The organism is Nocardia sp. NPDC006982 (assembly GCF_042869435.1).
GTDB lineage: Bacteria > Actinomycetota > Actinomycetes > Mycobacteriales > Mycobacteriaceae > Nocardia.
In genome coordinates this window covers 141,660-156,981 of the sequence record NZ_JBIAFV010000018.1, presented here as the reverse complement: position 1 = coordinate 156,981, position 15,322 = coordinate 141,660, and the positions used below count along the sequence as shown (strand labels likewise).

16 protein-coding genes are annotated in these 15,322 nt (G+C 66.1%); 8 read left to right on the top strand and 8 right to left on the bottom strand.

Features of this window, described 5'->3' with window-relative positions:
* Positions 1-68 precede the first annotated feature (68 nt).
* A complete protein-coding gene (locus tag ACFYOW_RS41620) occupies positions 69-914 on the top strand; it encodes a Bax inhibitor-1/YccA family protein (RefSeq protein ID WP_387296224.1) in 846 nt (281 codons plus the stop codon).
* An 80-nt stretch (positions 915-994) separates the two neighbouring features.
* On the opposite strand, the gene ACFYOW_RS41615 is transcribed toward ACFYOW_RS41620, so the two are convergent.
* The 4 genes from ACFYOW_RS41615 to ACFYOW_RS41600 all read right to left on the bottom strand — a co-directional run bounded on the left by ACFYOW_RS41615 (position 995) and on the right by ACFYOW_RS41600 (position 4,363).
* On the bottom strand, positions 995-1,342 hold the full coding sequence (locus ACFYOW_RS41615; RefSeq protein ID WP_387296222.1) for a DoxX family protein: 348 nt from the start codon (positions 1,340-1,342) through the stop codon (positions 995-997).
* Positions 1,343-1,519: 177 nt separating this feature from the next.
* Positions 1,520-2,740, bottom strand: coding sequence for an acetyl-CoA C-acetyltransferase (locus ACFYOW_RS41610; RefSeq protein ID WP_387296220.1), 1,221 nt, complete (start codon positions 2,738-2,740; stop codon positions 1,520-1,522).
* Between the two features lie 69 nt (positions 2,741-2,809).
* Positions 2,810-3,664 (bottom strand): SGNH/GDSL hydrolase family protein, encoded by an 855-nt coding sequence (locus tag ACFYOW_RS41605; RefSeq protein WP_387296218.1) that lies wholly within the window; start codon positions 3,662-3,664, stop codon positions 2,810-2,812.
* 225 nt (positions 3,665-3,889) lie between these two features.
* A complete protein-coding gene (locus ACFYOW_RS41600; RefSeq protein ID WP_387296216.1) occupies positions 3,890-4,363 on the bottom strand; it encodes a hypothetical protein in 474 nt (157 codons plus the stop codon).
* A 95-nt stretch (positions 4,364-4,458) separates the two neighbouring features.
* On the opposite strand from ACFYOW_RS41600, the gene ACFYOW_RS41595 reads away from it, so the two are divergent.
* A complete protein-coding gene (locus ACFYOW_RS41595; protein ID WP_387296214.1) occupies positions 4,459-5,841 on the top strand; it encodes a cystathionine beta-synthase in 1,383 nt (460 codons plus the stop codon).
* Between the two features lie 15 nt (positions 5,842-5,856).
* Here the strand turns inward: ACFYOW_RS41595 and ACFYOW_RS41590 are convergent, their stop codons facing one another.
* The gene (locus ACFYOW_RS41590; RefSeq protein ID WP_387296212.1) at positions 5,857-6,330 is read right to left on the bottom strand and encodes a DUF4254 domain-containing protein; all 474 of its coding nucleotides are present in this window, start codon (positions 6,328-6,330) and stop codon (positions 5,857-5,859) included.
* Positions 6,331-6,889: 559 nt separating this feature from the next.
* Between ACFYOW_RS41590 and ACFYOW_RS41585 the strand changes: the two genes are divergently transcribed.
* A complete protein-coding gene (locus ACFYOW_RS41585; RefSeq protein WP_387296210.1) occupies positions 6,890-7,756 on the top strand; it encodes a hypothetical protein in 867 nt (288 codons plus the stop codon).
* A gap of 276 nt (positions 7,757-8,032) precedes the next feature.
* On the opposite strand, the gene ACFYOW_RS41580 is transcribed toward ACFYOW_RS41585, so the two are convergent.
* On the bottom strand, positions 8,033-9,208 hold the full coding sequence (locus ACFYOW_RS41580; RefSeq protein ID WP_387296208.1) for an acyl-CoA dehydrogenase family protein: 1,176 nt from the start codon (positions 9,206-9,208) through the stop codon (positions 8,033-8,035).
* A 101-nt stretch (positions 9,209-9,309) separates the two neighbouring features.
* Between ACFYOW_RS41580 and ACFYOW_RS41575 the strand changes: the two genes are divergently transcribed.
* Positions 9,310-10,485: a cystathionine gamma-synthase gene (locus ACFYOW_RS41575; RefSeq protein WP_387296206.1), complete on the top strand. Its 1,176-nt coding sequence runs from the start codon at positions 9,310-9,312 to the stop codon at positions 10,483-10,485.
* A gap of 71 nt (positions 10,486-10,556) precedes the next feature.
* Here ACFYOW_RS41575 and greA read toward each other — a convergent pair whose 3' ends face one another.
* Positions 10,557-11,051 carry a transcription elongation factor GreA gene (gene greA, locus ACFYOW_RS41570; protein ID WP_040695247.1) on the bottom strand — a complete coding sequence of 165 codons (495 nt, stop codon included), beginning with the start codon at positions 11,049-11,051 and terminating at the stop codon, positions 10,557-10,559.
* A 297-nt stretch (positions 11,052-11,348) separates the two neighbouring features.
* On the bottom strand, positions 11,349-11,789 hold the full coding sequence (locus ACFYOW_RS41565; RefSeq protein WP_387296204.1) for a DUF4307 domain-containing protein: 441 nt from the start codon (positions 11,787-11,789) through the stop codon (positions 11,349-11,351).
* 142 nt (positions 11,790-11,931) lie between these two features.
* Here ACFYOW_RS41565 and mca point away from each other — a divergent pair, with 142 nt between their 5' ends.
* The 4 genes from mca (at position 11,932) to ACFYOW_RS41545 (ending at position 15,316) form a co-directional block, all read left to right on the top strand.
* The gene (mca, locus tag ACFYOW_RS41560) at positions 11,932-12,798 is read left to right on the top strand and encodes a mycothiol conjugate amidase Mca (RefSeq protein ID WP_387296285.1); all 867 of its coding nucleotides are present in this window, start codon (positions 11,932-11,934) and stop codon (positions 12,796-12,798) included.
* A complete protein-coding gene (locus ACFYOW_RS41555; RefSeq protein WP_387296283.1) occupies positions 12,798-13,067 on the top strand; it encodes a hypothetical protein in 270 nt (89 codons plus the stop codon). Before mca ends, ACFYOW_RS41555 begins: the two co-directional genes overlap by 1 nt.
* A gap of 135 nt (positions 13,068-13,202) precedes the next feature.
* Positions 13,203-14,513 (top strand): FAD-binding oxidoreductase, encoded by a 1,311-nt coding sequence (locus tag ACFYOW_RS41550; protein ID WP_387296202.1) that lies wholly within the window; start codon positions 13,203-13,205, stop codon positions 14,511-14,513.
* 236 nt (positions 14,514-14,749) lie between these two features.
* Positions 14,750-15,316 carry a TIGR03086 family metal-binding protein gene (locus ACFYOW_RS41545; protein WP_387296200.1) on the top strand — a complete coding sequence of 189 codons (567 nt, stop codon included), beginning with the start codon at positions 14,750-14,752 and terminating at the stop codon, positions 15,314-15,316.
* Positions 15,317-15,322: the final 6 nt, after the last annotated feature.

Genomic DNA, 15,322 nt, shown 5'->3' with positions numbered 1-15,322 from the left:
GTCGCATGAGACGGCTCGGGACTGACGGCCACGGCGACGTGAGCCACGACTCCAGAAAGGCATCGACGTTGCGTACCACTAGCAATCCGGTTTTCAGACAACTGCCTCGGCAAGAGGGCAGTGGCTATGCCAACTTCGGATCAGGGGTGGCAGGCGCGGGCCAGATGACCCAGCAGGCCGGTCAGTACCCGCAGTACCCCCAATATCAGCAGGCCCCGGCCACCCGGGCCATGACCATCGACGATGTGGTCACCAAAACCGCCATCACACTCGGTGTGCTCGCGCTCTCGGCGATCATCTCGTACGGCCTGACCAACGCGAACACCTCGCTGGCGCCGCTGTTCGTCATCGGCGGTGGTCTGATCGGCTTCGTGCTGGTGCTGGTCGCGACCTTCGCCAGGAAGATGGACAACCCGGTCGTCGTGCTCTCGTACGCGGTCTTCGAGGGTCTGTTCGTCGGTGCGCTGTCGTTCATGTTCACCAATATCGAATTCGGCGGCGTCGGCGGCAGTGCCATGATCGCGCAGGCGGTGCTCGGCACCTTCGGCGTGTTCGCGGGCATGCTCGTGGTCTACAAGACCGGCGCGATCCGCGTGACCCCGCGCTTCACCCGAATGATCTTCGGCGCGATGATCGGCATCTTGGTCCTGATCGTCGGCAACCTGATCGCCAGCTTCTTCATCGACGGCGGCCTCGGCCTGCGTGACGGCGGCCCGCTCGCCATCGTCTTCAGCCTGGTTGTGATCGCGGTCGCCGCCTTCAGCTTCCTGCTCGACTTCGACGCCGCCGACCAGCTCATCCGCGCCCAGGCCCCGGAGAAGGCCGCCTGGGGCGTGGCCCTCGGCCTGACCGTCACCCTGGTCTGGCTCTACATCGAAATCCTGCGCCTGCTGAGCTACTTCAACAACGACTAGCGATTCGGCTACCGAGAACGGCTCCCTTCCCGATCGGGTAGGGAGCCGTTCTTTGTGTGCCCCGAGCACCGCCATCGGGCTCAGGCGGCGATGCCGAGACCGGCGGCGACGATGACCGGGATCATGTACAGCAGTGGGAACGGGATGTGGCCGTAGGCGCGAGCCCGGATATTGGTGATGACGGCGCCGGTGAAGTAGAGCACGACGCCGACCGCGGCGGCGTATCCGATCACCGGGATCCAAAGGCCGACAACGAGTCCGACCGCGCCGGCGGTCTTGGCCACGCCGAGCCCGTTCCACCACGATTCGGGCACGCCGTATTCGACCAGCGGATCGACGACGAACTTCGCCCGCCGCAGCAGCGAGAAGCCCGAGAAGCCGACCCATGCGGCGGCGAGAACGGTGACGATGACGTAGGCGGTGTACATGGAATGAGCTCCTTCGCAACAGGTTCAGCTGGTGGTTCGCTGAGTAGACGGAGCCCGGGTGGGGGAGTGTGACATCAGCGAGCGGAGCCCAACCGATGAAACGTCGAACGGCTCCCTATCGCGCCGGATAGGGAGCCGTTCAACGGATTTCGTGTGTCGCCCCGAGGGGCGCGGAAACTAGCTCAGGCGCTCGATGACCATGGCCATGCCCTGGCCGCCGCCGACGCACATCGTCTCCAAGCCGAACTGCTTGTCGTGGGTCTGGAGGTTGTTGATGAGGGTGGCGGTGATGCGGGCGCCGGTCATGCCGAACGGGTGGCCGAGGGCGATGGCGCCACCGGACACATTCAGCTTGTCGAGGTCCATGTTCAGCTCGCGGGCGGAACCGAGGACCTGGACGGCGAATGCCTCGTTGATCTCGTACAGGTCGAGGTCGTCGATGGTCATCTTGGCGGTCTTCAGGGTCTTGCGGACCGCCTCGATCGGACCGAGGCCCATGATCTCGGGGGACAGGCCGGAGACACCGGTGGCGACAATGCGCGCCAGCGGGGTCAGGCCCAGTTCCTTGGCCTTGGTGTCGCTCATGACGACCAGCGCGGCCGCACCGTCGTTGAGCGGACAGGCGTTACCGGCGGTAATGGTGCCGTCCGGGCGGAACACCGGCTTGAGCTGCGAGACCTTCTCGTAGGTTGTGCCTGCGCGCGGGCCGTCGTCGGTGGTGACGATGGTGCCGTCGGGCAGGGTCACCGGGGTGATCTCCCGTTCGAAGAAGCCGGCCTTGATGGCCTCCTCGGCGCGGTTCTGCGAGCGCACGCCCCAATGGTCCTGATCTTCACGGGTGATGCCGGTGTACTGGGCGACGTTCTCGGCGGTCTGGCCCATGGCGATGTAGACGTCGGGCAGGATGCCCGCCGCACGCGGATCGGTCCACAGGTCGGCGCCGCCTTCGGCGCGCTTGGCGGTGCGGGCCTCGGCCTCGGCGAACTCCGGGTTGTGGGTGTCCGGCCAGCCGTCGGCGGTGCCCTTCGGGAACCGCGACACGGTCTCGACACCGGCGGAGATGAACACGTCGCCCTCACCGGCCTTGATGGCGTGGAAGGCCATCCGGGTGGTCTGCAGCGAGGAGGAGCAGTAGCGGTTCAAGGTGACGCCGGGCAGGGTGTCGTAGCCGAGTTGCACGGCCACGTTGCGGGCCATGTTGAAACCGCCCTCACCGGCGGGCTGGCCGCAGCCCAGGATCAGATCGTCGATCTGGGTGGGGTCGAGGCCGGGAACCTTGTCCAGGGCCGCGCGGACCATCTGGGCCGCGAGGTCATCCGGCCGCATGCTCACCAGCGAGCCTTTTCCGGCGCGGCCGATCGGCGAGCGAGCGTAGGAAACGATGACGGCCTCGGGCATGAGGACTCCTTTGTTGGACGGTCATGGTGCGTCCGGACGGTGTCCGAAACGCGGTCTTCGAACCGTTTGTTACTTGTGCGTTCGAATCGAATCTACGTCGCGTCCTGTTGGGCGGGAACCCGGGGTCGCCTCCTCGAGTGCCTCGATCAGGACCGGGAGCAGCAGCGCGGCCGCCAGTCCGTAACCCGCTGCCGAGGGGTGGAATCCGTCCTCGGAGAACAGCTGCTCGGGGGCGGCACGGAACTCCGAGGCGAGCCGGTCACCCATTGCCACCGGGATGCCACCGGCCATGGTGGTCGCGACCGATTGGGCCCGGGCCAAGCGGATGCTCCAGTTACGTACCACCGTCCGCAGCGGCTGCGGAATTGCCACGACCGTGCCGAGATTCGGACAGGTGCCGACCACCACGATGCTGTCGGCGCGGCGCAGGCGGGCCACCGCGGCGGCGAGCCGGTGCGCGGAGGCGCGGATGGAGTGCTTCTTGGTGACGTCGTTGGCGCCGATGAGGATGACCGCGGCATCCGGCGGCGGTCCGGCGACGAACATCGCGTCGACCTGTCCGGCCAGCCCCTTCGAGGTAGCACCGGATATGGCCTTGGTACTCAACCGGATTCGCTGTCCGGTGGTCTCGGCGAGGCCGCGCGCGATGCGCACACCGAGTACTTCTTCGGGTGATACGCAGCCGACCCCGGCCGCGGTCGAATCGCCGAAGATCATCAGATGCACGTCGGCATGCAGACCGGTGCGCCACGGTTGTGGCGCGAGGCAGCCCGCGGTGTAGATGCCGTCGGCCTCGGGCGGTTTCGAGGTATCACGCCCGATGACCCCGCGCGCGACACCGGCCTGTGCCATGAGCAGTCGATAGGTCGCCCACCATGCGGTCCCGGCGCCGGAACCGGCCAATACGGTTGCGGCACCCGTCACTGCCGCGGTTTTCCATGCTCCCCCGCCTCCCCGCGCCTTTTGCCGGTCGTTGGGAGTCACGGCAGTTGCGTTCCGGGCCGGCGGTTCAGTACGCCACAGCTTCTGGGCGTACCCGATGAGTTACCCATGTACATACGAAATCAGTTGTTGCGTTCGGAGGCAACACGAGATGAGCTGCCACGCTCGGGCTCTGCAGTGTGGCAGGGAGCAGACTTGCTGCGCCGCTCAGGCCGGCGGTTCGCCGGGAACGTCGAACCACCCGTGCGCGGGGACGCTCGCGGTGTCGGTGCTGACGGTGACCTCGACGCGTCCCGGACCGGTGTCCTGGAACAGGGCGTACTGAATGCTGCCGTAGAGGCCGGTGACCACGTTGTTGTCGTAGCTGCCCGTCGCGCCGGTGTTCAGATTGCGCCACGCGACGGTGGTGCGGACCTCACACAGCGGAGCCAGCGGATAGTCACCGGGTCCGAGACCCACCGCCGGGTCCGCGCGCACATTGAGAACGGCCCGGCCCGGCCACTGCGCACTGGTGTCGGCCCAGGTGCGGACGGTCGTCCAGCAGAGGCCGCCGTGCGCCAGCGTCGGCACCTGCGGGAACTGAACGGTCGCGGCCTGTGCGGGGGCGGCCCCGACGACTCCGGCGGCCACTGCCGCTCCGGCCAGAACTGTCGCGGCGCGAGCGATGTTCGGCTGCTTCATATTTGCGATCCTAGGCAAGTGATCGCCGTCATGTGCGATTTGTCGGGCTGGACGCGCGCGCACCGATACCGACCCCTTCTGCAACGATAGGGGGCATGCGCATCGCTGATCACGTCGTTGACCTCATCGGCAATACGCCGCTGGTTCGATTGAACTCGGTGGTGGGCCCCAACGCAGGCATTGTCGCGGCCAAGATCGAATATCTGAATCCGGGCGGTAGCTCCAAGGACCGCATCGCCGTGAAGATGATCGAGGCGGCCGAGGCCTCCGGCGCGCTGCGACCGGGCGGCACCATTGTCGAGCCGACCTCAGGCAATACCGGTGTCGGGCTCGCGCTGGTCGCACAGCAGCGCGGCTACCAGTGCGTATTCGTCTGCCCGGACAAGGTCAGCGAGGACAAGCGCAACGTGCTGCGCGCCTATGGCGCCGAAGTCGTGGTGTGCCCGACCGCGGTTCCCCCGGACCACCCGGACAGCTACTACAGCGTCTCCGACCGGCTGGTCCGCGAGATCGACGGCGCGTGGAAGCCGGACCAGTACTCCAACCCGGGCGGCCCGGACAGCCACTACGAGACCACCGGCCCGGAGATCTGGCGCGATACCGACGGCAAGGTCACCCATTTCGTGGCCGGTGTCGGTACCGGCGGCACCATCACCGGCGCCGGTCGGTATCTGAAGGAAGTCTCCGGCGGCAAGGTGCGGATCGTCGGCGCAGATCCCGAGGGGTCGGTGTACTCCGGCGGCACCGGTCGGCCGTATCTGGTCGAAGGCGTCGGTGAGGACTTCTGGCCCTCGGCCTATGACCCGGCCGTGCCGGACGAGATCATCGCCGTCTCCGATGCCGACTCCTTCGATATGACCCGCAGGCTCGCGCGCGAGGAGGGCCTGCTGGTCGGCGGCTCCTGCGGTATGGCTGTGATCGCCGCCATCGAGGTCGCCCGGCGCGATCCGGATGCGATCGTGGTCGTACTGCTGCCCGACGGCGGCCGCGGCTACCTGTCCAAGATCTTCAACGACCAGTGGATGAGCTCCTACGGCTTCCTGCGGGATCGGATGGACGGCGCGGCGGAGCCGCTGGTCGGCGATGTGCTGCGCGGCAAGTCGGGTGCGCTGCCGGATCTGGTGCACACCCACCCGTCGGAGACCCTGCGCGATGCGATCGAGATCCTGCGCGAGTACGGGGTTTCGCAGATGCCGGTCGTCGGTGCCGAGCCGCCGGTGATGGCGGGCGAGGTCGCGGGCAGCGTGACCGAGCGTGACCTGCTGTCGGCGGTCTTCGAAGGCCGTGCGCAGCTGACGGATTCGGTCGCCCAGCATATGAGCCCGTCGTTCCCGCTGATCGGCTCGGGCGAGCCCATTTCGGCCGCGACCAAGGCGCTGTCGGATACCGATGCGTTGATGGTGGTCGAGGACGGCAAACCCGTCGGTGTGATCACTCGCCACGATCTGCTCGGATTCCTGAGCACAGGCTCTATCTGAGTGTTCGTGTTCCCGTCATGCGGATCGGCGGGGGCGCGAATTGGCTTGGGCGGCACCAATAATGAGGTCGCTCCAGTGATCGGCGAGCAGAGCGAGGCGGTACCAGGCCGCGTGCACGCGATCGTCGGTGACCTTCTCGGCGGTATGCAGTAGGTGGCTGGCGTGCACGTAGGCGGCGGCCATTCGATCCATGGTCGCGCCGATGGATTCGGCGCGGATGTGTGCGGTCGAGCGCCGCTGCGGCACTCGGGTGATCACCCAGGTATCGATGGCGGAGACGAGTTCGGCTCGGCGGCAATCGATTCCGGCGGTGGCGAGCGGATCGCCGTGCCGCTGCCGGTGCAGGTCGGCGAGTGCCTGTGCCAACGGAATGAGCGGATGATCCTGCCCCGGCTCGACCGGATGTCCGCCGAAGGCGGCGACCAATTCGCGTTGATCCGGCAGCGCTCGCGCGCCCTCGATGATCGGGCCGCTACTACGCACGAACATGGCTGGCTCCCAACGTGATCGAGAGCAATCGGCAGGCGGGGTCGGATGAGAGCGCGTGCATCGTGTACCTCCATGGACATCTCGATGCGATAAAGCTTGCGCCTCGTCCCTTGCCGATTCGGTGACATCAAGATGGCACCGCGATGACAGGCAGTAACAATGTTCTCTACACGGTGCAATTCGCGTTGTGAACTAGGCCGACCAGTCTGCAATGTTGAATGTACCAGTCGCGCACCAGGATTCGCGGCATCTGGGTGTGGCGAGTGGTCGGCACACAGCACCAGTCCGGCCCGACCGGCGCGTTCCCCCAACTGCCGCACTCTTTTTCGGAATTCGGAACTTCATAGGCGGTCATAGCGGTGCGGACGAGCCGAGTGCGGGTTCGGCATATGGGTGGCTGGGAATGTATCGGAAAATGCTTGACCGTTGCGCCCCGATTGTCCAAATTTGGCAAATGTTTCGCAAATGGGCAATTCTGCTGGTGGGTGCCGGGTATAACCGCTCTCGAAGCCGCTTCGGCAAACCGCCTCGGCATAATCGGATAGCGAAGGGAAGGACCGTGCACACCTCCAGTTCGGCTATCGATTTCCAGACCGGGTTCTCCGACGCTTGGAGCTCTATCGCGACATTCGTCCCCAAGTTGGCCGGATTCCTGGTCATCATGCTCGTCGGCTGGATCATCGCGAAGATGGTCGCCGCGATTGTGGTTCGTGTGCTGGATCGGGTCGGTTTCGACCGACTGGTCGAGCGCGGTGGGCTCGAGCAGATACTCGCGCACAAGAGCTATGACGCCTCGGATCTGCTCGCGAAACTCGCGTACTACGCGATCGTGCTGATCGCATTGCAACTCGGCTTCGGGGTGTTCGGCCCGAATCCGGTCAGCGCGACGCCCAACGGCATCGTCTTCTGGCTGCCCGAAGCCGCCGTCGCAATCGTCATCGTGGTGGTCGCCGGCGCTATCGCACACGCCGTGCGCGAAATGGTCACGAATATGCTCGGCGGCCTGTCCCATGGCGCGACGATCGGCCGGATCGCCGCGGTATTCATCTGGGGTGTCGGCATCGTCGCCGCACTCGACCAGATCGGGGTCGCGACCTCGGTCACCATGCCGATCCTCATCACCGTGCTCGCCACCATCGGCGGCATCCTGGTGGTCGCCGTCGGCGGCGGCATGATCCGTCCCATGCAGCGGCGCTGGGAGGGCTGGATGAGCGATCTCGACAGCGAAATGCCCGCCGTCAAGGGCCACGCCAAGGCCTACCATCGCGGCCGCGAAGACGCCGTCCGCGAACAAATCTGGATGGACCAGCAGGCAGCCCGCGGCCAGGGCTGGGCAGACGCCATACAAGACGACTACTCCCACCAAGGCGACTTTTCCCGGACCGGCGAATACATGCGCTACGACGACCCCCGCGACCTGCGCTGACCCCTTCTCCGACACGCCGCCGTCGCCGGGGCCTGGCGAGCGGATGTAATCGGGTTGGACGAGTGATCACCATGCGCTGGTGGCGGCAAATGTCGAGAAGGCCCGCCACCAGAGCATTCTCGTGTCATAGACGTGATGTCTGGGCGGGCTCAGGCAGAGCGGCGGGTGGCGTGGAGGCGGAGGTGGTGCCGGGGCGAGCAAAACATCCGCTCGTGCCGGCAATCGGCCCGCATCTATGGGATTGTGGCGTTTTGTTCAAACGTCCGGCCTAGTTTGTTATCGAAATGCATTCGAGTCGGTGAGCGCTTTTCCTAGCACCAACTGGTGCACCTCGGCCGTGCCTTCATAGGTGAGTACTGACTCGAGGTTGTTCGCGTGCCGGAGCACCGGATAGTCCAGTGTGATGCCGTTGGCGCCGAGGATGGTTCGGCATTCGCGGGCGATGGCGATGGCCTCCCGGGTGCTGTTCAACTTGCCCGCGCTGATCTGCTCGGCCAGCACTTCGCCGCGATCCTTCAACCTGCCGACCTGCAGCGCGAGCAGCTGGCCCTTGCCGTACTCGAGCGCCATATCGGCGAGCTTCGCCTGGGTCAGCTGGTAGGCGGCCAGCGGCTTGTCGAAGACCTCTCTGGTCCGCGCGTACTCGATGGTCGCGGCGAGACAGTCGCGCGCCGCGCCGAGCGCGCCGAAGATAATGCCGAACCGCGCCTCGCTCAGACAAGCAAGCGGGGAACTGAGGCCGCGCGACTGCGCCAGCACCGCATCGGCGGGCAGCCGCACATCGTCGAAGTCCAACTCAGCGGTCACCGACGCGCGCAACGACAACTTGTGATGCATCTCTCGCGCGGTGAATCCGGGCGTGTCCGCCGGGACCAGGAAGCCGCGCACCACCTGCCTGCCCTCGTCCTCGGTCTGCGCCCACACCACCGCGATATCGGCCACCGATCCGTTGGTGATCCACATTTTGGAGCCGTTGAGCACCCAGTCGGTGCCGTCGCGCTTGGCCCTGGTCCGCATGCCACCGGGATTCGAGCCGAAATCCGGCTCGGTGAGTCCGAAACAGCCGAGCGCGCGCCCGGCCGCCATATCCGGCAGCCACTGCTGCTTCTGCTCCTCGGAACCGAACTTGTGGATCGCGGTCATGGCCAGTGAACCCTGCACCGAAACCATGCTCCGCACACCCGAATCGACCGCCTCGAGCTCCTGGCAGGCCAGACCGTAGGCGGTCGCCGAAAGGCCCGCGCAGCCGTACCCCTCCAGGTGCATACCGAGCAACCCGACATTGCCGAGTTCCGGTGCAAGCTCACGTGCCGGAAACGTTCCTGCCTCGAACCATTCCGCGATCTGCGGCCGCAACCGATGATTCGCGAACGTGCGGACGGTATCGCGGATCTCGCGCTCGTCCTCGGTCAACAGGGCATCGATCGCGAACAGTTCATCAACGCTCAGCATGAGCTCAACCTACCGCCGTCGCCGCCGCGAAAGCCGGGATCGGGTCACAACAGATGATCCGGCCGATAGCCCGCCGATCGCCCAGGTTTAGGCTGACCCCCATGAGCGAGCGCAGCGAGCGAACAACGAACAGAGCTGAGCTGGGATTCTCCACCAGAGCCGTGCACGCCGGATACGAACCCGAAGCGCGGACCGGTGCGGTGAACGTGCCGATCTACGCGAGTTCGACGTTCGCCCAGGACGGGGTGGGCGGGTTGCGCGAAGGCTACGAATACGGCCGCACCGGCAACCCGACCAGGACCGCACTCGAGTCGAACCTCGCCGCGCTCGAATCGGGCCGCTACGGACGCGCATTCGCCTCCGGCATGGCCGCCACCGACTGTGCGCTGCGGGCGACGTTGCGTCCCGGTGACCACATCGTTATCCCCGACGACGCCTACGGCGGCACCTTCCGGCTGATCGACAAGGTCTTCAGCCAGTGGGGCATCGAGCATTCGCCCGCGCATGTATTCAATGTCGACGAGATGCGCGCGGCGATCCGCCCGAACACCAAGCTGATCTGGATCGAAACCCCCACCAACCCGCTGCTGAGCATCGGTGACATTCCGGCGCTCGCCGAGGTCGCGCACGTCGCGGGCGCGAAACTGGTGGTGGACAACACCTTTGCCACGCCGTACCTGCAGCAGCCGCTGCTGCTCGGCGCCGATATCGTCACGCATTCGACCACCAAGTACCTCGGTGGACACTCCGATGTCGTGGGTGGTGCGTTGATCACCAACGATCCAGAACTCGATGCGGCATTCGCCTTCTTGCAGAACGGTGCGGGTGCGGTGCCCGGCCCGTTCGACGCCTACCTCACCCTGCGCGGCACCAAGACCCTCGCGGTGCGGATGGATCGGCACTGCGACAACGCCGAGACCATTGCCGAATTCCTGACCAGGCATCCGGCGATCTCGCAGGTCATCTACCCCGGTCTGGCCGAGCATCCGGGCCACGCCATCGCCGATAAGCAGATGAAGCGTTTCGGCGGCATGATTTCGGTGCGGCTCAACGGCGGCAGAGATGCGGCGCACGAGTTCTGCTCGCGCACCAAGATCTTCACTCTCGCCGAATCGCTCGGCGGCGTGGAATCGCTGATCGAACATCCGGCCGCCATGACGCATGCCTCCACCGCGGGCTCGCAGCTCGAAGTGCCGGACGATCTGGTCCGGCTCTCGGTGGGCATAGAGGACGTCAGCGATCTGCTGGCCGACGTCGAACAGGCACTGGCGAACTAGATATGGAAACGAAGAGCGGCCGCATCCGTACTTTCCGGATGCGGCCGTTCTTCATGGCTTCAGGCCTGAGATCAGCTGTGGTACGGCTCGGCGCTGACCAGCGTGACCTTCATGGTCTTGCCGTTGGGCAGCGTGTACTCACGGGTGTCGCCGACCTTCGCATCGATGAGCGCGCCACCGAGCGGCGAATTCGGCGAGTAGGTCTCGAGCTTGGAATCGTTGAGACCCTCTTCGCGGGTCGCGATGAGGAAGGTCTCGGTGTCGGATTCGTCACCGTCGTAGTAGACCTTGACGACCGAACCCGGCAATGCGACGCCGGACTTGGTGGGCGCGACGCCGACCTTGGCGTTGTTCAGCAGCTCCTGCAGCTGCCGGATGCGCGCTTCCTGCTGACCCTGCTCTTCACGCGCGGCGTGATATCCGCCGTTTTCCTTGAGGTCGCCCTCTTCGCGGCGCTCGTTGATCTCGGCGGCGATGACCGGACGATTGGCGATGAGCGCGTCGAGTTCACCCTTGAGCCTGTCGTGCGACTCCGGGGTCAGCCAAGTCACTTGCGTCTCAGTCATCTCGATCACTCCCTAGTAGTTGTTCCCGGCCGGGGCCGGGTTCCCTGATCCGCTGCAGTGCCCACAGGGGGCGGGCACGCACCAGCCGACGGCTAGTGCCATCCTGGGGAAGTTCATCGAACCCCGACAGGCCTCAGGTCCGGCAAACTCACTCACCCGGAACTGACAGCGCTGGCCGCCAATGCAGCAAACACGGCTCCGAGCCCCGGAACCGTGTATCACGCCATTTTAGCATGAATCACAAACATGCAGGTCGGCGTTCATTTTGTGGACGCCTCGGTTGTCTATTGCCCGGATTCAGCCCGCGCGCAGATACTTCGGCACGTCATCACTGCAGCCGTAAATGCTGCTCGACACCGGCCGGGCGGAGGCGCGCACGAATGTCGTCAGCTCGATGGTGCCGCTGCCGGACGGCTCGATCAGCACCTCGCGGCGGCCCAATTCGGACCCGTCCCTGGCCATCGCGCGGACGAAACACACCACCGGCTGCTGCGGATCCTTGCGAGTGACCTTGAGATGGACCGAGATGGTCGAGTCGTCGACGACGGTGTATCCGAGCTGTTCGGCGTCGATATCCTCCGGGCCGTACTTCTGAAAGCCGACGTAGGCGACCCCGAGACCCGTGGCGAGCACGACCGCGCCGAGTGCGAACGGAATCCAGCGGCGCGTCGGGCGTGGCGTGGTTCCGTACCGGTCGGCACGTCGGTCGATCGGCGTGTCACCGGGCGTTTCACTCATGCCGTCTCACTCCGGGGGGTACGTCGGAACAAAAGTCTGTCGAATGGAACTATAGGGACAGGCAGATCGGACCCCGGCGGCGGAGAGTACGAGGTATGACGGTGGTTGATGAGGTGAACGAGACGTGAGTGGCTTTCGGCTCATGGCGGTTCATGCGCACCCCGACGACGAATCCAGCAAGGGTGCCGCGACGACCGCACGGTATGCCGACGAGGGCCATGATGTCCTCATCGTCACGCTGACCGGCGGCGAACGCGGCAGCATCCTCAATCCTGCGATGGATACCCCCGGCGTGTTGGAGCGGATCGATGAGATCCGGCGCGAGGAGATGGAGGCCGCGGCCGCGGCGCTCGGTGTGCGCCAGACCTGGCTCGGTTTCGTCGACTCGGGCCTACCCGAGGGCGATCCGCTGCCGCCGCTACCCGAGGGCTGCTTCGCGCTGGTCCCGCTGGACGAAGCCGTCGAGGCGCTGGTCCGCGTGGTGCGCGAATTCAAGCCGCATGTGATGACCACCTATGACGAGAACGGCGGCTACCCGCATCCCGATCACATCCGCTGCCACGAGGTGTCGATGGCCGCGTTCGAGGCGGCGGGCGATCCGGATCGTTTTCCTGATGCGGGCGAGCCGTGGCAGCCGCTGAAGATCTACTACGACCACGGTTTCACCATGGCCCGCCTGGATGTCTTCGCCGCCGAATACGAGCGGATCGGTGAGCCGTTTCCGCTGCAGGAGTGGTTGGAACGCACGCGCGCCTACCGGCAGGGCCGTCCAGACGGCATGACCAGGGTGACCACCCAGATCGAGTGCGCCAAGTACTTCCCGCAGCGCGATGACGCCCTGCGCGCGCACGCCACCCAGATCGATCCGAACGGCGCGTTCTTCGCGATTCCGATGGAAATGCAGCAGCGGCTGTGGCCGACCGAGGAGTTCGAACTGGCCAAGTCCAGGGTCGACTCCACGCGGCCGGAGACCGATCTGTTCGCCGGTATCGAAGACGAGCACCGGTGATGTTGGTTCTTCTCGCGCAATCTCCCGGCACGCCCACCGGACCTGAATTCGGCAAGGCGTCGCCGCTCGGACTCGTGATCATCCTGGTGCTGCTCGCCGGGACCGTCCTGCTGGTGCGGTCGATGAACCGGCATATAAAAGGCCTGCCCGCGACCTTCGAGCCCGAACGTCCGGAACCGGATCAGGCGGCCGACGAGGGCACCGAACCCGGTATCGCCCGGCTCGACAAGAAGGACGTCGAGTCCGACGAAGGGCCTGATAAAACCTGATTTCGCAGCGGCCGTCCGAGAATCTCGGGCGGCCGCTGTTACATTTGCCGCTCCTGTTTCGTCATTGGGGTAGTCGCGGCACGATCCACGGGCCGCAGGTGCTTTCGAGCACAGCTGCGAAGTGAGGAAATACCAATGACATTCGAGGATCTGCGCGCTGAACTATCCGGCCGGGTGCTGGTGCCGGGTGACGCGGGCTTCGAGGCGGCGGCGCGGCCGTGGACCTTGACGGTCACCCAACCGGTCGCCGCGGTGGTGCGGGCCGGCGATGCGGATGACGTCGCGGCGGTCGTGGCACACGCACGTCGAGCCGGGGTGCCGGTGATCGCGCAGCCGACCGGGCACGGCGCCGCGGGCGGGGTGGCGAACGCGATCCTGCTGCGCACCGGGGGGCTGGACAGTGTCGAGATCGATGCCGAGCGGCGGGTGGCGAAGGTCGGCGCGGGCGCGAACTGGGGCTCGGTGCAGGCCGCGGCCGCAGCGCACGGACTCACCGGACTCGCAGGCAGTAATCCGGTGGTCGGCGTCACCGGATACACCCTCGGCGGCGGGCTCAGCTGGTTCGGCCGCAAGCACGGTTGGGCCTCGGATGCGGTGCGCGCCTTCGAGATCGTCGACGCCGAGGGCGTACGAGCTCGGGTGACCGCCGCGAACGATCCGGAGCTGTTCTGGGCATTGCGTGGTGGCGGCGGCGATTTCGCGGTGGTGACCGCGCTCGAATTCGACCTCTTCCCGGCGCCGGGGCTCTACGGCGGGCGGGTGATGTGGCACGGTGCGCGTACGGCGGAGGTCTTCGAGGCTTTCCAGGAGATCACCGCCGACGCACCCGACGAACTGTCGGTGTGGTTCCACCGGTTCCAGTTCCCGGATGCGCCGCCGATGGTTGCGCTGGATGTCGCCTACCTCGGCGATCCCGAGGTCGGCCGGTCCCTGCTCACCCGGTTGGACGCGATCGATGGGCCGCTCGCCGATAAGCGCGGCGCGCTGTCGGTGGCGAATCTCGGCGAAATCACCGCAGAGCCAACCGATCCCAGCCCGTCCCTGTCCCGCGCCGAACTGCTCACCGACCTCGGCGACGCGGTCGTCAAGACCATGCTCGACGAGCCGGTCGCACCGCTGGTCGATATCCAGATCCGCCATCTCGGCGGCGCATTCGCCAGGGCGGGCGCGGACGGTGGCGCGCGCGGACCGGTCACCGAGTCCTATCTGCTCTACGCATTGGGACTCGGCCTTCCGCACATCGCCGAGGCGGTCAAGGCCCGGCGGGCCGCGATCGTCGATGCGATCGGCGCGCACATCAGCGGGCTCAAGCCCTACACCTTCCTCACTCCGGAAGAGACGGCCGCCGCGGCATTCGACTCGTCGACCTTGGCGCGGTTGCGGGAGATCAAGCGGGCGCGTGACCCTCAGTCGGTGATCCGTGCCAACTATCCGGTTCTCGGCTAACGGATTTCGTATACGTCACCGCGGACCGTCGGCCCCGATCGGCCGGCGGTCCGCACTGCTGGGCGGAACTCGATAGGGCCGTTCACATCTCGGTGCATTCGATCCGGAAAGGAATCGGCGCAACCTTTTCGGGTCCTTGCCGTGCTGGATTCCGTGATCTGGGCGGCGTTGGATCGAGTTTGGATGTCACCCGGTTGTGCTAACTCTTCTGCTGACGCTTCGAGCGAAGGATGCCCATGGACAATGTGATCGGACAGATCGACCGCGCACTGGATATGACGGGTGCGATCGTGATCGCCGCCGTCGACGGCGACCGGCTCGCGGCGCCGACGCCGTGTCAGGATTGGGATGTGCACGCGGTGCTCAATCACGCCGTCGGCAATATGCATCGATTCGCGGCCGGGGTGAGCGGGACCGATGCGGGCGCCGGACTCGAGGACGACTGGCTCGGCATCGATCCGCAGGGCGCGTTCGCCGCGGCCGCCGAGGTGGACCGCGCCGCCTGGCATCGCCCCGACGCCCTGACCGGCACCGTGCGCATCGCACTCGGCGAGCTCCCCGGTCCGGCGGCCGCCATGGTCCATCTCACCGAGGTCGTCGCGCACGGCGTCGATATCGCGGTGGCCATCGATCGCCCAGACCTCGCCGATGACGAATTGTGCGCCGAACTGCTGACCACCATGCACGCCATGGGCGGACTCGATGGGTTCCGCAAGCCGGGGATGTTCGACGAGGAGGTCACGGTACCGGCGGACGCGCCCGCACACCGTCGACTGCTCGGCTATCTCGGACGCGCCTGGTAAACTGCT